The organism is Hymenobacter busanensis (genome assembly GCF_008727865.1).
Classification (GTDB): Bacteria; Bacteroidota; Bacteroidia; order Cytophagales; family Hymenobacteraceae; genus Solirubrum; species Solirubrum busanense.
In genome coordinates this window covers 259,095-281,244 of the sequence record NZ_VTWU01000002.1, presented here as the reverse complement: position 1 = coordinate 281,244, position 22,150 = coordinate 259,095, and the positions used below count along the sequence as shown (strand labels likewise).

Below are 22,150 nucleotides of genomic sequence, written 5' to 3'. Positions count from 1 at the left end.
CATTAGGACATCGACGGAGGATTTTGACTTGCCACATTGCCAGACCATTATTTGCACAAAGAGTCAGTGAAAACAGTTGTGTGCCTCGGTGCAGAAGGGACTTCTCAGAATAGAGTGGTAGAATTGATCGGCCCGATCAACAGCGGTTGGCTTATTTCATATTCTGCAAATGATCAAACCCCGCCTCTACGCCCTCTGCCAGCAATACGCAGAAGCCCGCATGGCCACCTGCCAGGCCGCCATCAACGCGGCCCAGGAGTCGGCCAACTCCGAAACCAAGAGCAGCGCGGGCGACAAGTACGAAACCGGCCGCGCCATGGCCCAGAACGAACGCGACCGGAACCTGGTGCAGCTGGCCGAAGCCCGCAAGCTGCTCGCCGAGCTGGCCCGCATCGACCCCGCCAAGCCCTGCGACGCAGTGCACCCCGGCGCGCTGGTCACCACCAATCTGGGCCGCTTCTACCTCGGTATCAGCGCCGGCAAGCTCACCGTTGAGGGCCAGGATTACTTCGCCGTATCGGCCGCCGCACCGGTAGCGGCGGCGCTCAGCGGCAAGCGAGCCGGCGAGCAGGCCGTGTTCAACGGCAAGCCGATACGGGTAGAACAGGTGCAGTAGACACCCGGCACCCCTGCACCGTTGGCAGAGGCCCGTAAGCAAGGCGAAACCGATGTCAGAAGCAAGCGACGGTGCGGTGCCGGTGCAACTTGCGGAGCCGGTCGCCCGAAGCTGTACCTTTGCCACTGGCGCAGCCGCACCCAAGCGGCCAGCGTCCCGAATCCATGTCGTTTCCCCAACCCCAACGCGTGCTGGCCCTGCTGGGCTCCACCGGCTCCATTGGCACCCAAACGCTCGACGTGGTGCGGGCCCACCCCGGCCGCTTCCGCGTGGCGGTGCTCACGGCCCAGCGCAGCGCCGATTTGCTGGTGATGCAGGCCCGCGAGTTTCGCCCCGCCGTGGTCGTCATCGGCGACGAAAGCAACTATCTGGCGGTGAAAGCCGCCCTGGCCAATCAGCCCGAAACCGAGGTGCTGGCCGGGGCTGCCGCCCTAGCCGAAGTAGCCGCCCGCCCCGAGGTAGACGTGGTGCTGACTGCCCTGGTGGGCTACGCCGGGCTGCTGCCCACGCTGGCCGCGCTGAAAGCCGGCAAAACCATTGCCCTGGCCAACAAGGAAACCCTGGTAGTAGCCGGGCAGCTCGTCACGGCCCTGGCCCGGCAGCACGGCGCGGCCATTTACCCCGTCGATTCCGAGCACTCGGCCATCTTCCAATGCTTGGTAGGAGAGAAGCCCGAAGCAGTGGAGAAAATCATTCTGACGGCCTCGGGCGGACCGTTTCGGGGCCGCTCGGCGCAGGACCTAGCGCAGGTAACCAAGGCGCAGGCCCTCAAGCACCCGAACTGGGACATGGGCGCCAAAATCACCATCGACTCGGCCTCGCTCATGAACAAGGGCCTGGAGGTGATTGAGGCCAAGTGGCTGTTTGGCCTGACCGATGAGCAGATCGATGTGGTGGTGCACCCGCAAAGCATTATTCACTCGCTGGTGCAGTTCCGCGACGGGTCATTGAAAGCCCAGCTGGGGCTGCCCGACATGAAGCTGCCCATTCAATACGCGCTGGGCTTCCCCGAGCGCCTGCCCAACACGTTTCCGCGCTTCTCGTTTCTCGACTACCCCACGCTCACCTTCGAGCGGCCCGACGGCGACACGTTCCGCAACCTGCCGCTGGCCTTCGAGGCCATGCGGCGCGGCGGCAACGCGCCCTGCGTGCTCAACGCGGCCAACGAAATTGCCGTGGCTGCCTTCCTGCGCGACCAGATCAAGTTCCTCGAATTGCCCGACGTGGTGGAAAGCTGCCTCTCCAAGGTTTCGTACCTTGCCGACCCGTCGCTGGACGACTACGTGGCCACCGACGAGGAAACGCGCCGGGTTGCTGCCGAGCTGGTGAAATCTTAGTGGGCTGGCAACGGTTTACCAATAAACGGTGTCGTCCTAAACGATACCAATAAGAACGTCATGCAGAGCCAAAGGCGAAGCATCTTGCGTGCTGGTGCCAGAGCGTAATTTTACTATCCAGTAAACACGCGAGATTCCTCGGCTTCGCTCGGAATGACGTTCAACTCTTAACGAAAACAACCCCCAACACACAATAGATGGATATTCTGGTAATGGCCGCGCAACTCCTGCTGGGGCTCACCATTTTGGTGGGCGTGCACGAGGCGGGACACATGCTGTCGGCCAAGTGGTTTGGCATGCGGGTGGAGAAATTCTCCATCGGCTTTCCACCCAAAATCTTCGGTAAGAAATTCGGCGAAACGGAGTACATGATTGGTGCCGTTCCCCTGGGCGGCTTCGTCAAGATTACCGGCATGGTCGACGAGTCGTTGGATACCGACGCGCTCAAGGAAGAGCCCAAGCCCTACGAGTTCCGGGCCAAGCCGGCCTGGCAGCGCCTGATTGTAATGCTGGGCGGCATCATTGTCAACGTCCTCACCGGCATCCTCATCTTCACGCTGCTCACCTACAGCTACGGCGAGAGTTACCTGCCCGCCGCCGAGGCGCAGCGCTTTGGCGTGGTGCCCAACAAGCTGGGCGAGCAGATCGGCTTCCGCCCCGGCGACAAGATTGTGAAGATCAACGGGCGGCCCTTCGAGCAGTTCAACGACGTGTACTCGCCCGATGTGGTGCTGGGCAACGGCAGCTACTACACCGTCGACCGCAACGGCCAGCTGGTGGACATTTCGGTGCCCAAGGACTTCATGGACAAGATGGCCGATGCCGACCAATCGTTCTTTGTGGTGCCCAACGACCCCTTTGTGGTGGGCGAAGTGGTGCCCGCCGGCCCGGCTGCCAAAGCCGGCCTGCAAGTGAACGACCGAATTTTGAAGGTGGGCAACAAGACCATTCAGTTTTTCCCCGAGCTGCAGACCGCCCTCAAAGCCAACGCCAACAAGCCCACGCCGCTGCTGGTGCAGCGCGGCACGCAGCAAGTGCCCCTCACGGTGAACGTGGACGAGGAAGGCAAGGTGGGTTTCCGGCCTAAGTCGTTGCTGAAGTACGCCACCCGCGAGTACGGACTGGCCGAATCGGTGCCGGCCGGCACCAAGCAGGCGTTTGGCATCATCGGCGCGCAGCTGAAGGCCTTCGGCAAGATTTTCAGCGGCGAGGCTTCGGCCCGCAAGTCGTTGGGCGGCCCCATTGCCATTGCCCAAACCTACGGCGGCACCTTCGATTGGGTGAAGTTCTGGACGCTCACCGGCATGCTCTCGATGGTGCTGGCCTTCATGAACCTGCTCCCCATCCCGGCCCTCGACGGCGGCCACGTGGTGTTCCTCACCTACGAGATGCTCTCGGGCCGCAAGCCTTCGGATAACTTCCTCGAAAACGCCCAGAAAGTGGGCATGGTGCTGCTGCTGGGCCTCATGGTGTTCGTGTTCTTCAACGACATCTTCAAGTCGTTCTTTTAATCCCGCCCAATTGTTTCGCCGCCTGGCGTAGCCCAAGACCTTACCCCGTTTGAACGACTTGCCCCGCGGCCGTCGTTTGGTCGCGGTAAGGTCTTTCTCCTTCTCCCACCCCCGATGTTGCCCATGCCCCGCCGCCTGTTTGTACTGGCTTCTGCGCTGCTGCTAAGCCTTGCCGCCTTTGCCCACGCCTACCACGCCAGCATCATGGACGTGAAGGTGAATGCCCAGAAGAAACAGCTGGAAGTAGCCCTGAAAGTCTTTACCGACGACCTGGAAAAGGGCCTATCCGTAGGGCAGCCCCGGCCCATCAGCCTCGACCAAACGCCGCCGTTTGTGGTGCAGCCGTTGGTGGCCGCCTACCTGCGCAAAACCATCGTATTCACTGGCAAGCCAAGCGAGGAATTTCCGCTGAAGTACATCGGTATGGAACGCGAAAACGACGCGCACTGGCTGTATTTCTCGGTGGCCTTGCCCCGGCCGCTGCAGGGCGTGCGGCTGCAGCAGCGCCTGTTGCTGGAGCAGTTCCCCGACCAGATGAACATCGTGAACGTGGAGGCCAGCAGCGGCAAGAAAAGCGCCCTGTTCCGCAACGGCAACGAGGCCCAGCTGCTGAGCTGGTAACGCCACGCGGGCGCTAAAAACGACTGTAAAACACCGCGGGCCCCGACTTTCGAAAGTCGGGGCCCGCGGTGTTTCTAGTTCCAGCTGCCGGTGCCGTCTTTGTCCTTGGCGTCTTTCCCGGCTGGCGCGGGCTTCTGGTCCGATTGCGGCTTCACGAGTCGGAATTCCACCCGCCGGTTGGTGCGGCGGTCTTCCTCGGTGGCCTCGTCCTTGAGCGGCTGCGAGCTACCGTAGCCGAAGCTTTCAATGCGGTTGGGCTGCAGCTTGCCTTTCGTTTCGATGTACTTGCGAATGGCATCGGCGCGGTCCTGCGAGAGTTTCTCGTTCACGTCGGAGTCGCCCATAGCGTCGGTATGGCCGGCAATGCGCAGCTTGGTTTCGGGGTGGTCGACCATGAATACCACAATGCGGTCCAGCGTGGTGTGCATGCTCGTCCGAATCGTGGCCTTGCCCTCGTCGAACTCGATATTGCGGAAGATGAGCGGAATGTTGTAGTCGATGCTCGTGGTCATGAGCTTCATCACCGTATCGGCCTGCAAATCGAATTTCTTCTCCACAGTGAAGTAATCGGGGCTCTGAATGAGCATCACGTACTTCGAGCCGTCGATGAGGTCGAAATCGAAGGAGCCGTCGGGGCGCACGTACTTGGATGCCACCTCAATGCCGTTGTCGACGTCGACAATGCTTACGATGCCGCCCAGGGGCTTTTGCGTGATGGAGTCGATGAGCGAGCCTTCGACGTGCGTGGTAGCCAGCGGCTGCGCTTCCATCGGCAGGGGAAAGGAATACAGGTCGAGGTTCTTGAGTTGCTTTTCCTCCGAGCGGGCATAGTACAGGTTTTTCGATGCCGCGTCGATGGTAAAGTAGTACTCGGAGCCTTTCCCGTTCACCAGCGGCCCGATGTTGATGGGCTCCTGCCAGCGGCCCGTCACGCGGTAGGCCTTGTAGATGTCGAAGTCACCGAAATTGAGCAGCTGCCCGCGCGACGAGAAGTAGAGCACGTTGTAGAGCGGGTGGTAGAAGGGGCTTACCTCACTCTCGCGGGTGTTGATGATGGGGCCCATGTTCTGGGCCTTGGCCCATTGCCCGTTCTTGAGCTTGTGGGTAAACCAGATATCCGACAGCCCGAACCCGCCGATGCGGTCGGAGGCAAAGTACAGCGTGTCTTCGGTGCGCGAGAGGGTCGGCTGCGAGTCCCAGGCCGTGGAGTTGACGGCCATGCCCAGGCTCTGCGGCACCGTCCACTGCCCGTTCTTAAACTTGCTCACAAACAAGTCGCAGTTGCCGTGGCAGGTCGGGCATTCGCAGCGCGAGAAGTACATGGTGGTGCCGTCCTTGCTCAGGCAGGCCGAGCCCTCGTTGTAGGGCGAGTTGATGGGCTTGGGAAGCGGCTCGGCGTCGAGCCACTGCTCACCTTCGCGCTTGGCTACGTACAGGTCTTCGTCGACAACGCCGTGGATGCCGCGCCGCTTGCGCTTCGAGGAGAAAATCAGCTGCTGCGAGTCGTCGTTGTAGCTCGGGCCGTAGTCCTCCACCTGCGAGTTGATGCCCGAGCCCATGTTGGTGTACACGTTTTTGGGCGGCCGGAACGTGGCAATGTTTTTCCGGTACTCCACAATGTCGTAGTACGTTTTCAGCGGCACGTAGAGGTCGGCGTCCTTCTGCTCCAGCGAGTCGTAGTACAGCTGAATTTTGGTGACGTCCTGCCGGTGGTGCTTGAGGGCGAGGCGGTAGTAGGCTTTGGCTTTTTCCTCGTTGCCGGCGCGCTCGTAGAGCTGCCCCATGCGCCAGAGCATCTGGTTGTTTTTGTAGAAATTCTCGATGCCAAACTGCGCTACGTACTTCTCCAGCAGGCCGCGCGCGGCGTTCCAGTTCTTGCGCTTCTCGGCCTTGGCAATATCGCGCAGGGCTTTCTTGTCTTCGAAGTAGGCAATGCGGTTGACGTTCAGGAAATCGGGCGTGGCATCGGGGCGCACGCGCAATTGCCGCGTGATTTTGCCCGTCAGCGCCCGTTGCCGCATGGGGGCGGGCTGCTGGGCCAGCAGCCGGTCCGCTAGAAGCGTGGTAAGCAGCAGAAGCAGGAAGAGCGGACGAATCAGGCGAAACATATAAAGCGGTAGCGCGGGGAACCGAATCGGGCGGAATGGGGCATCAAAAATATAGCTTTTCGGGCATGCGCGGCTATCCGCCTGCCGCTCTGGCCGAGTGACTTGCCCTGGGTGTACCGCAGCGGCCGAAAATTGTACCGGCCAGGCCCGTGGCACAGCTCTTGACAAAGCTGTATCTTCGAAAATTAGTCGCCGCGCCCCCGCCCAGGGCTGCCACTCTGGCACGCCGCCGCGACTGACTGCTATTTATGACAAAAAAATCCGATCCGCGTTTCCCCGACTCGATTTTGCTGATGACCGATGGCCCCGACGAAATGGTTTCGCTGGTGGCCACCGACCCCGAGCAAAACCAGCCCGAGCTGAGCGAAGCGCCCGAGGTCCTGCCCATTCTGCCCGTGCGCAACACGGTGCTCTTCCCCGGCGTGGTGTTGCCCGTAACGGTGACGCGCAAAAAAAGCATCCGGCTGGTGCGCCGCGCCTACCGCGGCAACAAGCTGGTGGGCGTGATTGCCCAGAAAACGAGCGGGGCCGAAGACCCCGGCGTAACCGACCTCTACCAAGTGGGCACGCTGGCCCGCATTCTGAAGCTGCTGGAACTGCCCGACGGCAACACCACCATCATCATTCAGGGGCAGCAGCGGTTTCAGCTCGATGAAGTCACGTCGGAGGTGCCTTACCTCTCGGCACGGGTCACGTACCTGCCGGAGTCGTTGCCGGCGCGGGTGAGCAAGGAAATCAAGGCCTTGATGGCGTCGCTGAAAGACGCGGCCAGCAAGATGCTGAAGCTGAACCCGGAAATTCCGCAGGAAGCCCAGGTGGCGCTGGACAACATCGAGTCGCCCGCGTTCCTGATCCACTTCCTGTCGTCGAACCTGAACGTGGAGGTGGGGCAGAAGCAACGCCTGCTCGAAATCAACGACGGCGTGCAGCGCGGCACCCAGCTGCTGGAAATGCTGCTGAAGGAAATCCAGTTGCTCGAAATCAAGCACGAAATCCAGAGCAAGGTTCACACCGACATCGACCAGCAGCAGCGCGACTATTTTCTGCGCCAGCAACTGAAGGTGCTGCAGGACGAACTGGGCCACGACGGCCCCGACCAGGACGTCGACAAGTTTCGGCAGCGGGCCAAGGCCAAAAAATGGCCGGAGGCCGTGGCCAAGCACTTCACCAAGGAGCTCGACAAGCTGGCCCGCCTGAACCCGATGGCCGCCGAATACCCGGTGAGCCTGAACTACGTGGAGTTTCTGCTCGATTTGCCCTGGGGCGAGTATACCAAGGACAACTTCAACCTGAAGCGCACCCGCAAAATCCTCGATGCCGACCAGTACGGCATGGAAAAGGTGAAGGAGCGCATTCTGGAGTACTTGGCCGTGCTCAAGCTCAAGAACGACCTGAAAGCCCCGATTCTGTGCCTCTACGGCCCGCCCGGCGTGGGCAAAACGTCGCTGGGCCGCTCGGTGGCGCAGTCGTTGGGCCGCAAGTACGTGCGCATGAGCCTCGGCGGCGTGCGCGACGAAGCCGAAATTCGCGGGCACCGCAAAACCTACGTGGGGGCCATGCCCGGCCGCATCATTTCGCAGATCAAGAAAGCCGGCGCTTCCAACCCGGTCATCATCCTCGACGAAATCGACAAAGTAGGGGCCGATTTCCGCGGCGACCCGCAGGCCGCCCTGCTCGAAGTGCTCGACCCGGAGCAGAACTCGACCTTCACCGACAACTACCTGGAAGTGGAGTACGACCTTTCGAAGGTGCTCTTCATTGCCACGGCCAACTCGCTCGATACCATTCACCCGGCCCTGCGCGACCGGATGGAAATCATCGACGTGTCGGGCTACACGCTGGAGGAGAAAACCCAGATTGCCAAAAAGCACCTGTGGCCCAAGCTCCTCGCCGAGCACGGGCTGACGCAAAAGGATGTTGCCATCAGCACCAGCGCCCTCACGCGCGTTATCGACGACTACACCCGCGAATCGGGCGTGCGGAGCCTGGAGCGCAAGCTGGGCGCCGTGGTGCGCAACATTGCCAAGCACAAGGCCATGGAAGAGCCGTTTCCGGCCAAGCTGGAGCCCTCGGACGTGACGCGCATTCTGGGCGTGCAGATTTTCGACCGCGACCTGTACCAAGACAACGAAACCGCCGGCGTGGTGACGGGCCTGGCCTGGACGAGCGTGGGCGGCGACATTCTGTTCGTGGAAAGCCTGCTGAGCCGGGGCCGGGGCAAGCTCACACTGTCGGGCCAACTGGGCGACGTGATGAAGGAATCGGCGGTGACGGCGCTGAGCTACCTGCGCAGCCGCGCCGAGGAGTTGAACATTGACTACCGCCTCTTCGACCAGTACGACCTGCACATTCACTTTCCCGAAGGTGCCGTGCCCAAAGACGGGCCCAGCGCGGGCATTGCCATCTTCACCAGCATTGCCTCGGTGTTTACGCAGCGCAAAATCCGCAGCCATTTGGCCATGACCGGCGAAATCACGCTACGCGGTAAGGTGTTGCCGGTGGGCGGCATCAAGGAGAAGATTCTGGCCGCCAAGCGCGCCGGCATCCGCGACATTATCCTGTGCGAGAAAAACCGCAAGGACCTCCACGAAATCCCCGCCGAGTACGTGAAGGGCCTCAAGATTCACTACGTCGACCGCGTGGACGACGTGCTGCGTGTGGCCCTGCTCGATGAACTGGTGAACAAGCCACTCAAGCTCACCGTGCGCGACGACCGTACGGTGCCCGTTTCGGCCCACGAAGTAGAGGTGCAGTAGAAACAAAACGGTAGGCCAAACAAGAAACAGCGCCCCGGTTCGTTTGACCGGGGCGCTGTTGTATCTTCGGGATTGGGCAAGCTCCGTGCGCAATAGCGCCTGTTGCTGCAGCGTCATCGGCCTCCCTCATTTGCACTTTTGTTACCCATGATTCGACCCCTACGCCGCGTTCTTGCGCTTGTGGTGCCCGCTTTAGCGGCTACGCTGTCGGCCCAGGCCCAGATTGGCGGCCAAACCGTGTTTACGTCGCTGGCGCTGCCGCCCACGGCACGGCTGGCGGCGTTGGGCGGCGCGGTAGTTTCGGGCCCGAGCAACGACCCCGGCATGCTCTACGGCAACCCGGCGCTGCTCAATGCCGATTCGGATGGGCGCTTGGCGCTGAGCTACGGCGACTATCTGGCCGATATCCGCCAGAGCACCGCCGTGTATTCCCGCAATACCGAGAAGCTGGGCCGCTGGGGCTTCGGCCTGTCGTACCTCAACTACGGTGACTTCGACCAGTACGACCCGGCGGGCAACGCCCTGGGTACGTTTTCGGTCAACGATTACCACCTCACCGTGGCCAACGCCCACACGCGCGGGCCCATCACGCTGGGCTGGGCCGCGCGCTTTGCCGTGGCCGGCATTGCCGGCAATCATTCCACGGCGGTGCTGGCCGATGTCGGCGGCCTGTTTAAGCACCCCACGCAGGATTTCTCGGTGGGGTTGGCCGTCAAAAACCTCGGCTACCAGGTAAAGCCCTTCGACGGCGCCGAGCGGGAGCCGCTGCCGTTGGATGTGCAGCTGGGCCTCACCGTGAAGCCCGAGCACATGCCGCTGCGCTTCACCATCACGGCGCACCACCTTACCGACTTCGACATCGTGTACCTCGACACGGCCCAGGTGAACCGCAACACCCTCGACGGACAGCAGAAAACGGCGAAGAAGAGCACCGGCGACAAGATTGCCCGGCACTTCACGGTGGGCGGTGAACTGTTGCTGGGCAAAGGCCTGAACGTGCGCGTGAGCTACAACCACCTGCGCCGCCGCGAACTGCGCCTCGACAACACCTCCGGCGGCGCCGGCCTGGCTTTCGGCGTGCTGCTGAAAGTGAGCAAGTACCAGTTTGAGTACACCCGCGCCTACTACCACGTGTCGGGTGCCACCAACTACCTTACCCTCGCGCGCAACATCGACGAACTCTTTACCAAGAAGGAGAAATAGGGGAGTGGTTGACAACAATCGGAACGCGCCACAGCCACCGCTGTGGCGCTTCTCGTTTATCCGTTCGGCAAAGCGTCCTGCCAGAACGGCACGCACCCGCATCCGCCATCATTTTTGCTACCCGGGCAACGCTAAGCCCGCGGCTTGGTATCTACTAACCGGCCACACTCCCGGCCGCCCTTCTTTATGCTGGATTCTGCCACTTTTCCCACGCCGGCCCAGATTGTGGCCGAGCTGGACAAATACATCATCGGCCAACACGACGCCAAGCGCAACGTGGCCATTGCCCTGCGCAACCGCTGGCGCCGCATGCATGCTCCCGCCGACATGCAGCGCGAAATCGTGCCCAACAACATTCTCATGATTGGGGCCACCGGCGTGGGCAAAACCGAAATTGCCCGCCGCCTCGCCGCCATTGCCGACGCGCCCTTCACCAAAGTTGAGGCCAGCAAGTTCACCGAAGTGGGCTACGTGGGTCGCGACGTGGAAAGCATGGTGCGCGACTTGGCCGAGCAGGCCGTGAACTTGGTGAAGCAGCGTCGCAAAGAGGCCGTGAAAACCCAGGCCGCCCAGCTGGTGGAAGACGCCATTCTCGACGCCCTCATTCCGCCCATTCAGGGCATGGGAAGCTCCGTTGTCAAGCCGTCGTCGGTAGGCTTTGGCGGCGCTTCCGACGACGTGCCGCACTCCGACGCCGAGTTGAACGAGCGGACGCGGGAGCGGTTCCGCGAAAAGCTGCGCAACGGCGAGCTGGAAAACCGCCACATCGACATCAAGGTGCAGCAGGCCACCAACCCCGGCCTCGGCATCATGGGTGGGCAGGCCGGCATCGACGAAGCTTCGCTGGCCGGGCTGCAGGACATGCTGGGCTCGATGATGCCCAAGAAAACCCGCAAGCGCAAAGTCACCATTGCCGAAGCCCGCCGCATTCTGCTCGACGAGGAAGCCGCCAAGCTCATCGACATGGACGAGGTGAAGGACGAGGCCATTCGGCTAGCCGAAAACGCGGGCATCATCTTCATCGACGAAATCGACAAAGTGGCCAGCAGCAGCACCCAGAAAGGTGGCCCCGACGTGAGCCGCGAAGGCGTGCAGCGCGACCTGCTGCCGGTGGTCGAAGGCTCGGCCGTGAATACCAAGTACGGCATCGTGCACACCGACCACATCCTGTTCATTGCCGCCGGGGCCTTTCACGTCAGCAAACCCTCCGACCTCATTCCCGAGCTGCAGGGCCGCTTCCCCATTCGCGTGGAGCTGCAAAGCCTGACGAAAGACGACTTCTACCGCATTCTGAAAGATCCCAAAAACGCCCTTACCAAGCAGTACGAGGCCCTGCTGAAAGCCGAGGACGTGGAACTGCTCTTCGACGATGCGGCCCTGGAGCGCCTCGCCGAAATTGCCTTCGATGTCAACAGCGACGTCGAAAACATTGGTGCCCGGCGCCTGCACACAGTCATGAGCCGGTTGCTGAACGATATCCTGTTCGATGTGCCAGACAAGATTGGCGCCAACGCCCGCATTCAGATTACGGCCGCACTGGTAGACGAGCGGCTGCAGGGCATGGTGAAGAACCGCGACCTGAGCCAGTATATTTTGTAACTGCGCCGAACACAACTTTTCCCGAACGCAAAAGGGCCGTCCATCCGACGGCCCTTTTGCGTTTTCTGCGTACATCCTTCCCTGAACCCATCTGTTTTGCGCATGCACTACTACATCATCACCGGAGCCAGCCGTGGCCTTGGCAAAGCCCTGGCCGCAACGTTGCTGGCTCAGCCCGATACCCACGTCCTCGGGGTGTCGCGCCACGCCACCATCGAGCACCCGCGCTACCAGCACCAGCCGCTCGATTTGTCCGACATCGTGGCAGTGGAAAACAACCTGTTCAAAATCTTCCCGGCCCGCCCCGATGCGCAGTCCCTCACGCTCATCAACAACGCCGGCGTGGTGGGCGAAATCGGCTACATCGGCGAGCAGCCCAACGAACATTACGAATTCGTGTTCGATGTGAACGTGGTAGCGCCGGCCATGCTCATGAATACCTTTCTGAGCGCGTACAGCGGCTTGGCGGTGCCGCGCACCGTGCTCAACATCAGCAGCGGTGCCGCCCAGCGCCCCGTCGACGGCTGGGGCGCGTACTGTGCCTCCAAGGCCGCGTTGGACATGCTCAGCCAAGTAGCCCAGCACGAGCAGGACCTGCGCGGCCGCGGCGCGCGTATCCGCAGCCTGGTCCCCGGTGTAATTGATACCGACATGCAAGCCCAGATTCGCACGGCCGACGAGCAGCAGTTCAGCCAGGCCAAACATTTCAATGCGTTGCACCAAGAGAATCAACTGGCCGATGCTCAGGCGGTAGCCGCCAAGATTCAGCAATGGCTGACAAGGCCGCCGCATCAGGCCGAATCCGTTGTACTGCGTATTGGCGACCTATAAAAACAAAAAGCCCCAGCCAGCGGCTGGGGCTTTTTATTCAACGCAACACTAGGTTAATAGCCAGGGTTGTTTTTGCCTTTCAGGCCTGGGTTGTTGGCAATTTCCGAAGCCGGAATCGGCCACAGGAACCGGTAATCCGTGTACGGAATGTCCGCCACAGAGCCGTTTATTGCTGGCCGGGTTGTGCAGTTGTAGTTGGCAGCAATAGCTTGCGACGAATCCAGCTTGCGGGGAATACCGCCACCTGGCCGTGGGCTAAAGCGTACCGATGGCCCCACCGACAAGCGGTGAATGTCATCCCAGCGGAAGCCCTCTGCAATCAGTTCGATGCGTCGCTCGTTGAGGATAGCCTGAATAAGCGCATCACCGGTTAGGCCAACATATAAATCAGCAGCATCAACGGCGCGTCCGCGCACGGCATTGAGGAGTGCCAACGCGCGAACCGAGTTAGCCCCACCGATATTGGCCTCGGCTTCAGCCTGGTTGAGGATAACCTCAGCGTAGCGGATGAGCGGTGCAAAGTCGGAGTAGGTAGCGGCGTCTTTGTACTTGAAGCTGTAGTAAGCGCCAGCGTTCTGCTGCATCAGCGTGGTACGACGACGGTCGTTGCACGGGATGAATGAAGCGTTGAACAGGTTAGGGCTAATGGCTTCCAGACCGCGTCCACCAACGCCTACGGGAGTGGCGGCGGCTGAACCAAACACCGAAGCCAATGATCCGTTGGTAGTAGCATTGTCGTCCGCGCTGTTCTCAATCGAGAAAATGTTCTCGCTGGTAACAGTAGTACGGCCAGGTGCGGCTGCGTCGGGAGAGCCTTGCAAGCTGTAACCTCCGTTGGCAGCTGGTGCCGTAAACGTAGTCGTACCCGTGACGAGCTTGTCACCTTCCGCTTTGGCTTCTGCCCACTTGCTTTGGTGAATCCGCAGGCGTTGCTTTAAAGCAATAGCCGCTCCTTTGGTAGCACGGGTAACCTTCAGGCTGCCCCCACGAGTGCCGGGCAGATTGGTTTCGGCATAGTCGAGGTCTTCCAGCATCTTGTCGTAGACTACGCTTACGGAGCTACGATCTAGTGCCCGGGCTTTTTCCAGCGACTCAATGGTATTTACCGGGAAGTCCCGGTACGGGACACCAGGATTGCTGCCATTGTTGTCGTTGTAGGGGCGAGCAAAGTTGAGCAGCAATTCGTGGTAAGAGAGGGCGCGCAGGAAACGCATTTCACCCTCGTAAATGGCTGCGTTGGCTGCCGTAATGGTACCAGCCGTGGCCGCTTTACGTACCCCCTCAATCACTACGTTGGCTTGGTTAATTGTGGAATACAAATTGTTCCACATGTTCACCACGTTCGGGCTGGAAGGAGTGATGTTGTTCAGGCCGACAATGCCGAAGAAGCCGGCCATGTCAACAACGTCTTCTCCTCGCACGTCGCCTAGAGCAGTTGCTGCTGAGCCAAAAGGATAGCCGCGGGTGCCAAGTGCGGTGCCATTCAAAGCATCGTAGTAGCCCGACTGGGCTGCGTTGTATACCCCGGTTACGGCCAGAGCAATGCGGTCGGGAGTGTTGAAGGCCAGCGTTTCAGAAATGGCGTCTTGCGGCTGCAAGTCGGTTACTTCGCAGCCGGTGCTGCCAAGTGCCAGGAAAGCGACCAAGGCCATTACCCGCAAACGGTGCGGAGCGAAAAGGCCCAAGATGTTATTATTCATAAAGCAGAGTCAGCAAAAGTGGTTAGAACCCGACGTTGACGCCAGCCGTGAACACGCGTTGCTGCGGGTTGCTGTTGTAGTCAATGCCGAACTGGCTGTTTGTTTCACCGTTCGAGTTAACCTCGGGGTCTACACCGGTGTATTTGGTGAATGTGAAGGCGTTGTTCACTTGCCCGTAGATGCGTACCCGGCTCAAGCCAGAAATAACCTGCTTCGGCAAAGTGTAGCCGAGCGTGATGTTCTGGATGCGCACGAAGTCGCCTTTTTCAACGAAGCGCGAAAGAGCCTCCCCAGAACGGTTGATGAAGTCCGTGTTGCCGTAGCGCAGCTTGGGTACATCGGCATTTTGCCCAGGCGTCGTCCAACGGTCCAGAATCAAGGTGCTGTTGTTGAGGAAATCCTGCCGCAGCATCTGACGAGCCGTTTCGTTGAAAATCTTGTTTCCTCCGGCAAAGCGGACGAACAACGAAGCGTCAAACCCTTTGAACGTAAACGAGTTGGTTACACCGCCAAACCAAGTTGGGTTCGTGTTGCCCAATAGGATTTTATCAGTAGCTCCCAAGGCGGTGGTGCGGGCCACTTGCCCTGCGGGAGTAGTACCCGTAGCCGGACCCAGGGTTGCGCCGGGGTTGTTCGGGTCGTAGGGGTAGAACGTGTTGTTGTCCACGTTAGCCTGGATCAGGGTCGTTCCATCACCACGACGGTAGATCGGGTAGCCGTTAGCCGAATTCACCCCTTGGTAGTCGTAGCCGAACAAAGAGCCAATCGGCTGGCCAACTCGGTTAATGGTGTAGGTGAACAGAATGTCCTCGTTGTTGTAGAGTTCTTTGATGACACTCTTGTTGGTCGAGAAATTCAGGTTGGTATTCCACGTGAAATCTTCGCCCTGAATGTTTTGGGAGTTGAAATTGAATTCAAACCCCTTGCTTTCCAGACGACCGATGTTGGCGCTGTAGCCGTTGCCTGGAATACCAAACGACAGCGGAATCGGCACCCGCAGAATCTGGTCGTCGTTGTCGTTGATGTAGTAATCGGCGCCAAAGGTTATCCGGTTGTCCAGTAGCCCAAAGTCAAAGCCGATGTCCTTTTTCTTCGACGTCTCCCATTTCAAGTCCGGGTTGCCGAACTGTCCATCGCGGTTGAAGCCAATGCCATTTTGCGAACCGTACTTAGCCGGGCCGAAAGTGCCGGCGTAGGGGAAAAGACCAATATCCGTGTTGCCTACGATAGCGTAGCTGGCACGCACCTTAAAGTCAGAAATGGCTTCTATCCCGAGGCCTTCAAAGAACGGCTCTTCCGAGATGCGCCAGCCAACCGAAGCTCCGGGGAACAAGCCGTAACGGTTGTCTTCCGGCAGCGACGACAGACCGTCGTAACGGGCAGTAAGGCTGAACAGGTAGCGGTCCTTGAACGAGTAGTTCAGGCGACCAAAGTAGGATTGAAAACCGTTTTCGTTGACGCCACCGCCAACCGTGGGCGAGGCTACAGTGCCCGAAACCAGGTTGTTAACACCAAAGTCAATATCTGACAAACCAGTGCCTTGCGAGAAGTACGACTGGAACTTAGTGCGCTGGTATTCAAGGCCGGCTACTGCTCCGATTTTGTGAGCTTCAGCTAGGGTCTTGTTGTAAGAAATCGTGTTCTGCCAGTTCCAGCGGAAAGTAGGCGCAAACTGTTGAAACACGATACCGTTGGGCCCCCGACCGTCGCCATGACGCGGGTCGTTGAACTGGAAGTCGTCGTTGAGCAACAGGTCAACACCGTATTGGGTGCGCAGCCGCAGGTCTTTCAGCGGTTCAACTTCAGCGAAGACATTTCCCAACCCACGGTAGCTGGTACCGCGGTAGATGTTGTTCTCCAGCGGGAAAATGATGTTCGGGTAGTTGAAGGCAATCGAAACGGTGTTATTGCCTTGGCCAACTACTGCCGGGTTAGTAGTGCTGATGTAAGGTGTGCCATCTGCATTGCGAGCCGGAACGTTGGGGAACAGAGCCAGTGCGCTGGTAACGTTACCCGACAGGCCGTTGACGCTCGTGTTGAGGCCATTGGTTTCGGTGCGCGTCAAACCAGCATTCAGCCCCACGCGCAGCCACTTGATTACTTCCTGCTCCACTTTGGTGCGGAAAGTCGCCCGCTTCATGGAGTTGGCAATCAACACAGCATTTTGGTCGGTGTAGCCGGCAGAGAAGAAGTAGTTGGTCTTGTCTGTTGCGCCGCTAATCGTGAGGGCGTGGTTTTGCTGGAAGCCCGTCCGGAAGATTTCGTCCTGCCAATCGGTGCTAACCTTGCTGCCATTCACTTCAAAAGGAAATGCAATGGCGGCCTGGTTGTTGTTTTTGCGCTTTTCGTTGCTGATTTCGATGAATTGATCAGCGTTCAGCACGTCGTAGCGCTTCACCGTTTTGGCCCAGCCAAACCAGTTGTCGTAGTTGATCTGAGCTTTGCCCAGACGGCCACGCTTGGTGGTAATCAGGATAACCCCGTTGGCACCCCGCGAACCGTAGATAGCCGTTGCCGAACCGTCTTTCAACACCTCGTACGACTCGATATCAGACGGGTTAATGTCGGCCAACGCGTTGCTGGCTACTACCCCGCTTTGGTCACCGGTCAGCACCGGAACGCCATCAACTACCACGAGGGGCTGGGCGCCCGACGAAATGGAGTTGGTGCCGCGAATACGGATGCGCGGTGCCTGGCCCAACAGACCCGAAGGCGTGGTGGCTTGTACACCAGCGGCACGGCCAGCCAGCTGCTGGTCGAAGCTCGGCGTGGGAAGGTTCGAAATACTTTCGCCTTGCACGGATGCAATGGAGCCGGTTACGTCGCGACGTTCCTGCGTGCCATAGCCCGTTACAACGACTTCGCTCAACTGCTTGTTGTCGGCTGCCAGCCCAATGGTGATTTGGCTTTCTTCGCCAATGGGCCTTTCTACGGTGATGAAGCCCACCGAGCTGATCTGCAGCGTACCTCCGCCGGTGGGAACACCCAGCGTGAACGTACCATCGGAGTTTGTAGAAACGCCGCTGGTAGTTCCTTTGACGAGAACCGTAGCCCCCGGTATGCCTTCGCCTGTCGTACGGTCAGTTACCCGGCCAGAGACTTGACGATTTTGGGCTTCCGCCAGATGAGCGAGGCTCATTAGGGGAATCAGACCCAGTAAAAGTTTATTCATACGAGAGTGAGTGAGTATGAAGTGAGAGTTTTGCTTAAATGTAAGGCACGTGCTAATATTTTTATTACAAAATGCTTCGAATTTTAACAGCAGAAATAGAAAAAGCCCCCATCACTGACGATGGAGGCTTTTAATGTAAATAGGATATTGGATTAATACCCGTTGTTCTGCACGAGCTTGGAGTTGTTGGTTAGCTCACGAGCTGGAATCGGCCACAACTCCCGGTCGCGGTTCTGAGCCAAATTGGGAACCAACGTACCCAGTACTGCTTGTACCCGGTCGCGACGCTTCAGGTCGAACCACCGGTGGCCTTCGAGGGCCAGTTCCAAGCGACGTTCGCGTTCGATCTGCGACAAGAGCGTTGCCTGAGCATTGGTGGTAGCCAAAGTGCGAGGGGCCAAGCCGGCGCGTACCCGGATGTCGTTCATGTGAGCAAGAGCTTCATTAAGACGGGCTCCACCCAGCTCAGCTTTGGCTTCGGCAGCCGTCAGGATGATTTCGCCCAAACGGATGACAATGTAATTGTCGTCGCCGTTGCCGGGGTCGTCGTACTTCACTACCGTGTTGCCCTTTACCGTTGTGCCGTTCAGCTGGAAACCAACGGAAAGGGTAGCGGCGTAGCGCTTGTCGGTCGTGCGGTTCTCGTAAGAAGTACCGTTGGTGCTGGCTGTTGCCAGGTTTGCTGTGGCACCCGTGGCAGCTACTTCACCACGCCCGAATGGCGACGGGAACATGAAGAACGCGAATTGGCTGGAGTTGGTCTGGGTGAAATCGACTTCCCAGAGGCTTTCCTTGGTGAAACCACCCTCAAACAGGTCGCGGTAGTTGGGCACCAAGCCGTAGCTCGGGTTGGCCAGAATCTGGTCGCAGAGGTCTGCTGCGGTAGCCCATTGTTTGCGGTACAAAGCCAAGCGAGCTTTCAGGCCGCGTACCGACCACTTGTTGAGCCGGCTGGGGTCGGAGGTCAGGGGCAAATCAAGTTCAGCTGCATCAAAGTCAGCTTGCACTTGATTATACACTTCTTCGACCGTGCTCCGCGGGATGCTCAGCGAAGAAATTGGCTCATCAACTTTCGTTGACTTAAGAACCAACGGAACTCCACCCCAGTAACGTACCAGGTTGAAGTAGTGGAAACCACGCAGGGCCTTGGCCTCGGCTACGTATTGCTTCTTCAGCGCGTCCGACAACCCCGGCGTAGCTTCTACGCGCTCAATCACGTTGTTGCACGTGTTGATACCAGCATAAATGGTGCCCCACATGCCCGTCGTCTCCGTATTGCTCGGCTGAATGCTTGCCAAGTCAATTTCGTTGAAGGAGGCGAAGGTACCGGTCTGGGTGAGGTTATCAGCTGCTAAATCAGCAAACAATGGGTAGCGCAACCCAAGGTAGTTAGCCGACGACAGCGCGCCGTAGCAACCGTATACCGAAGCTTCTGCGTTTTCGGGGTTGCCAAACATTCGACGGTCCTCTACCGAGTTGGCAGGCGTAACGTCGAGGAAATCTTTGCAGGAAGTGCCACCAACGAGGAGGCCCAAAAGGGCCAGCCCGATGGCTTTCTGACGAATATTCATTCGGTGAAAGTCGAAAATTGGTTAAAAGCCCAGGTTCACGCCCAGTTGGTAAGTGCGGGCTTGCGGGAAGGTGAGGAAGTCGGTACCCAACGCCGTGTTCGTGGTGTTGAAGGTGCTTACTTCCGGGTCAAGACCTGAGTAGTTGGTGAACGTGAGCAGGTTTTGGCCGGCTACGTAAATGCGAGCAGACTGCAAATGGGCTTTGTTAACCAATTGGGAAGGCAGATTGTAGCCCAGCGTAGCCGTTTTCAGGCGAGCGTAAGAGCCATCTTCCAGGTAGCGGTCCGAGTCGCGACGGTTGCTGTTGGGGTCGCCAGCAGCAGCACGCGGAATTTTGCCGTTGCCGGGCTGGGCTTCTGATTTCCAACGGTCGCGTACGGTAGCAAACTGGCCGTAAACCGTCGACATGCTTTCGCCGAAGTCCTTGGTACTGTTGTACATATCGTTGCCGTAGGTAAACTGCAAGAAGAAGCTCAGGTCAATGCCTTTCCAGCTGAGCGTGTTGGTCATGCCGCCGAAGAACTTCGGCTGAGCCGAACCGATTACCTCTTGGTCAGCCGAGGTGATGCGGCCGTCGCCGTTCAAATCCTTGAAGCGGATGTCTCCGGGCGAGGTTCCCTTGCCGGGAATAGCCGAGCTCAGCTGATAGAAAATAGAGCCGTCGTTCGGTTTGCCAGCTTTGTCGCGGGCGGCTTGGTCGTCGGCTTTGATTTCCTCAACGTTCTGGTAAATACGGTCGACACGGTAACCGTAGAAGGCACCCAGCGGCTGGCCTACTTTCAGAATGCTGCCGAAACCTTGCAATTGGTTGTTGGTGGCGAGCTGCGTAATCTCGTTGCGAATGAACGAGAGGTTCAGGTTCGTCGTCCAGCTGAAAGCGCCGTTGGAGCCACGGAAGTTTTCGGTCGTCAGGTCAAATTCCAAGCCCTTGCTGGTCACTTCGCCCGAGTTTTCGGCGCGTGTAGAGTAGCCAGAAGAAGACGGTACTTGGCGGTTGAGCAACAAATCAATCGATTTGCGCGAGAAGCCGTTCACCGAACCGATAATGCGGTTGTCGAAGAAGCCGTAGTCTACGCCTACGTTGTACTCGCCGCTTTTCTCCCACGTCAGGTCGTCGTTGCCGAACTGCGAAGGAGCCAGACCTGCGTAGTTGCCGTAGTAGCTAGGCGACCAAAGACCACGCGAGGCGAAGTTGCCGATGTTGAGGTTGCCGGTGCGGCCGTAGCCAGCACGCAGTTTCAACTCGCTCAGGGCTGTAAAGCCACTCAGGAAGTTTTCCTGACCTACACGCCAAGCTACCGAAGCAGCCGGGAACCAGCCGTACTGCTGGTTGCGGCCAAAGCGGGAAGAACCGTCGCGGCGCGTAGAAGCTTGGAAAATGTACTTGCCTTTGTAGTCGTAGTTGAAGCGCGCAAAGCCCGATACCAAGGCCCACTCCGTAATATCAGAGGCGGCACCTACGTTCACAGCACCAGCACCCACCGTACGAATGTCGTTGCCGGGGAAGTTGGTCGTGCTGGTTTGCTGACCTTCTTGGTAGTTGCTTTGTACACCGGCACCCAGCAGCAGGCTCAGGTTGTGGTCGTTGGCAAACGTGCGGTTGTAGCGGGCGGTGGTTTCGTTGAGCCACAGCACTTCCGAACGGCTGTTAGACGTACCGGCACCGCGCGAAGCCGACGCTTGCGGCAGGGTGCTCGGCTCGAACTGGTCTTCCTTCAGGTTGATGTAGTCGGTGCCAAAGTTGCTGCGGATGAGCAGGTCCCGGATGGGCTCGTACTCCACGAAGGCGTTGCCAACCAAACGCGTCGAACGCGAATCGAAGATGGCCTCGGTGGCTTGCTGTACCGGGTTGGCTACCGGAGTCAGGCCCGTTTCATCCTTGCCCCACGTGCCGTCGGCATTGCGCACCGGTACGTAAGAACCCAGCAGTACCGAGCCCGATACTACACCGTAGATGTTGTTGTCGTTGTAAATACGGTTGCTCAACGAACGGCTAAGGCCCACGTTGAAACCGGTTTTTACTTTATCCGACACGTTGTAGTCGATGTTCAGACGGCCGCTGCCCCGCTTGTAACCCGAACCGATAACGATACCCTTCTGGTCGAAGTAGGAAGCCGTGGCCAAGATTTTGGTTTTGGCGTCGCCACCCGACATGGTCAGGGTATAGTTGGAAATAGGGGCTTTGCGGAAGATTTCGTCTTGCCAGTTGGTGTTAACATCGGTGGGCAAACCCGCGGGAGGCGCCTGGCCGGTGTTGTTGTAGGCTTCACCAATCAGGGCTACCAGCTCGGGACCCGGTAGGGCCTCACGCTTCTTGATAACCTCCTGCGTGCCAACGTACATGTCGAAGTTGAGCTTCGTACGGCCGGCTTGGCCACGCTTGGTGGTGATAAGCACGACCCCGTTGGAGCCGCGCGAACCGTAGATAGCCGCGGCCGAAGCGTCCTTCAGAATTTCGATGGAAGCAATGTCGTTGGGGTTGATGTCCGACAGGGCGTTCAGGCCCTGGCCACCCACTCCGATATCCGAGTAGCTGCCACTCAGCACGGGCGTGCCGTCGACTACGTACAGCGGCTGGCTACCGGCCGTAATGGAGTTGTTGCCGCGGATACGCACCGAAACCCCACCGCCCGGCGTACCCGAGCTGGAGGTTACCTGTACGCCCGATGCCCGACCCTGCAGAATCTGGTCGACGCCCGTAGCGGGCTGGCCTTGGAACTGCTTGTTGTCGATGGTCGACACGGCAGTGGTGATGAGCGTTTTGGACTGCTCACCGTAGCCCACTACCACTACTTCATTAAGGGTCTTGGTATCAGGAGCCAAGCCAATATCCAAGCGCTGTTGCTTGCCCAGTGCTTGTTCGATAGGCAGATAGCCCACCGACGTAATAACCAGAGTAGTGCCACCCGCTGGTACATCCAGGGCAAAGGTGCCATCGGAATTGGTCGATACACCAGCAGAGGTTCCCTTAACCAGAACCGTGGCGCCCGGTAGGGCCTCACCGTTGGTTCGGTCGAAAACCCGGCCAGATATACTCCGCACCTGAGCCGCTGCGGGCTGCAGCAGAGAAATCATGAGCCCACTGCTCATGAGTAAAGTTTTCTTCATGTGAAAAAAGGTTGTTG

13 protein-coding genes are annotated in these 22,150 nt (G+C 59.0%); 8 read left to right on the top strand and 5 right to left on the bottom strand.

Annotated features, from left to right (window positions below; translation table 11 throughout):
• The first annotated feature begins 169 nt into the window (after window positions 1-169).
• The 4 genes from F0P96_RS05640 (at window position 170) to F0P96_RS05625 (ending at window position 4,085) form a co-directional block, all read left to right on the top strand.
• Complete coding sequence (locus tag F0P96_RS05640; RefSeq protein WP_151077843.1) at window positions 170-616, top strand: 3-oxoacyl-ACP synthase; 447 nt, start codon at window positions 170-172, stop codon at window positions 614-616.
• Between the two features lie 164 nt (window positions 617-780).
• On the top strand, window positions 781-1,953 hold the full coding sequence (locus F0P96_RS05635) for a 1-deoxy-D-xylulose-5-phosphate reductoisomerase (RefSeq protein ID WP_151077842.1): 1,173 nt from the start codon (window positions 781-783) through the stop codon (window positions 1,951-1,953).
• 197 nt (window positions 1,954-2,150) lie between these two features.
• Entirely contained in the window at window positions 2,151-3,464 is a 1,314-nt protein-coding gene (rseP, locus tag F0P96_RS05630; RefSeq protein ID WP_151077841.1) for an RIP metalloprotease RseP, read from the top strand.
• Window positions 3,465-3,578: 114 nt separating this feature from the next.
• Window positions 3,579-4,085: a DUF6702 family protein gene (locus F0P96_RS05625; protein WP_151077840.1), complete on the top strand. Its 507-nt coding sequence runs from the start codon at window positions 3,579-3,581 to the stop codon at window positions 4,083-4,085.
• Window positions 4,086-4,159: 74 nt separating this feature from the next.
• On the opposite strand, the gene F0P96_RS05620 is transcribed toward F0P96_RS05625, so the two are convergent.
• Complete coding sequence (locus tag F0P96_RS05620; protein WP_235917400.1) at window positions 4,160-6,193, bottom strand: OmpA family protein; 2,034 nt, start codon at window positions 6,191-6,193, stop codon at window positions 4,160-4,162.
• A gap of 248 nt (window positions 6,194-6,441) precedes the next feature.
• On the opposite strand from F0P96_RS05620, the gene lon reads away from it, so the two are divergent.
• The 4 genes from lon (at window position 6,442) to F0P96_RS05600 (ending at window position 12,582) form a co-directional block, all read left to right on the top strand.
• Complete coding sequence (gene lon, locus F0P96_RS05615) at window positions 6,442-8,949, top strand: endopeptidase La (protein ID WP_235917399.1); 2,508 nt, start codon at window positions 6,442-6,444, stop codon at window positions 8,947-8,949.
• A gap of 147 nt (window positions 8,950-9,096) precedes the next feature.
• Entirely contained in the window at window positions 9,097-10,152 is a 1,056-nt protein-coding gene (porQ, locus tag F0P96_RS05610; RefSeq protein WP_151077839.1) for a type IX secretion system protein PorQ, read from the top strand.
• A gap of 186 nt (window positions 10,153-10,338) precedes the next feature.
• Entirely contained in the window at window positions 10,339-11,751 is a 1,413-nt protein-coding gene (gene hslU / locus F0P96_RS05605; protein ID WP_151077838.1) for an ATP-dependent protease ATPase subunit HslU, read from the top strand.
• Between the two features lie 102 nt (window positions 11,752-11,853).
• A complete protein-coding gene (locus F0P96_RS05600; protein ID WP_151077837.1) occupies window positions 11,854-12,582 on the top strand; it encodes an SDR family NAD(P)-dependent oxidoreductase in 729 nt (242 codons plus the stop codon).
• 53 nt (window positions 12,583-12,635) lie between these two features.
• On the opposite strand, the gene F0P96_RS05595 is transcribed toward F0P96_RS05600, so the two are convergent.
• From F0P96_RS05595 to F0P96_RS05580, 4 genes are all read right to left on the bottom strand, one after another.
• On the bottom strand, window positions 12,636-14,282 hold the full coding sequence (locus tag F0P96_RS05595) for a RagB/SusD family nutrient uptake outer membrane protein (RefSeq protein WP_235917398.1): 1,647 nt from the start codon (window positions 14,280-14,282) through the stop codon (window positions 12,636-12,638).
• A 22-nt stretch (window positions 14,283-14,304) separates the two neighbouring features.
• Window positions 14,305-17,454, bottom strand: coding sequence for a SusC/RagA family TonB-linked outer membrane protein (locus tag F0P96_RS05590; RefSeq protein ID WP_235917397.1), 3,150 nt, complete (start codon window positions 17,452-17,454; stop codon window positions 14,305-14,307).
• Between the two features lie 152 nt (window positions 17,455-17,606).
• Window positions 17,607-19,025, bottom strand: coding sequence for a RagB/SusD family nutrient uptake outer membrane protein (locus F0P96_RS05585; RefSeq protein ID WP_151077836.1), 1,419 nt, complete (start codon window positions 19,023-19,025; stop codon window positions 17,607-17,609).
• Between the two features lie 21 nt (window positions 19,026-19,046).
• Window positions 19,047-22,133, bottom strand: coding sequence for a SusC/RagA family TonB-linked outer membrane protein (locus tag F0P96_RS05580; protein WP_151077835.1), 3,087 nt, complete (start codon window positions 22,131-22,133; stop codon window positions 19,047-19,049).
• Window positions 22,134-22,150: the final 17 nt, after the last annotated feature.

Bases quoted from the DNA above. Each gene is read 5' to 3' on its own strand.
- F0P96_RS05640 (WP_151077843.1), top strand. From the start codon at position 170: ATGATCAAACCCCGCCTCTACGCCCTCTGCCAGCAATACGCAGAAGCC.
- F0P96_RS05635 (WP_151077842.1), top strand. From the start codon at position 781: ATGTCGTTTCCCCAACCCCAACGCGTGCTGGCCCTGCTGGGCTCCACC.
- rseP (WP_151077841.1), top strand. From the start codon at position 2,151: ATGGATATTCTGGTAATGGCCGCGCAACTCCTGCTGGGGCTCACCATT.
- F0P96_RS05625 (WP_151077840.1), top strand. From the start codon at position 3,579: ATGTTGCCCATGCCCCGCCGCCTGTTTGTACTGGCTTCTGCGCTGCTG.
- F0P96_RS05620 (WP_235917400.1), bottom strand. From the start codon at position 6,193: ATGTTTCGCCTGATTCGTCCGCTCTTCCTGCTTCTGCTGCTTACCACG.
- lon (WP_235917399.1), top strand. From the start codon at position 6,442: ATGACAAAAAAATCCGATCCGCGTTTCCCCGACTCGATTTTGCTGATG.
- porQ (WP_151077839.1), top strand. From the start codon at position 9,097: ATGATTCGACCCCTACGCCGCGTTCTTGCGCTTGTGGTGCCCGCTTTA.
- hslU (WP_151077838.1), top strand. From the start codon at position 10,339: ATGCTGGATTCTGCCACTTTTCCCACGCCGGCCCAGATTGTGGCCGAG.
- F0P96_RS05600 (WP_151077837.1), top strand. From the start codon at position 11,854: ATGCACTACTACATCATCACCGGAGCCAGCCGTGGCCTTGGCAAAGCC.
- F0P96_RS05595 (WP_235917398.1), bottom strand. From the start codon at position 14,282: ATGAATAATAACATCTTGGGCCTTTTCGCTCCGCACCGTTTGCGGGTA.
- F0P96_RS05590 (WP_235917397.1), bottom strand. From the start codon at position 17,454: ATGAATAAACTTTTACTGGGTCTGATTCCCCTAATGAGCCTCGCTCAT.
- F0P96_RS05585 (WP_151077836.1), bottom strand. From the start codon at position 19,025: ATGAATATTCGTCAGAAAGCCATCGGGCTGGCCCTTTTGGGCCTCCTC.
- F0P96_RS05580 (WP_151077835.1), bottom strand. From the start codon at position 22,133: ATGAAGAAAACTTTACTCATGAGCAGTGGGCTCATGATTTCTCTGCTG.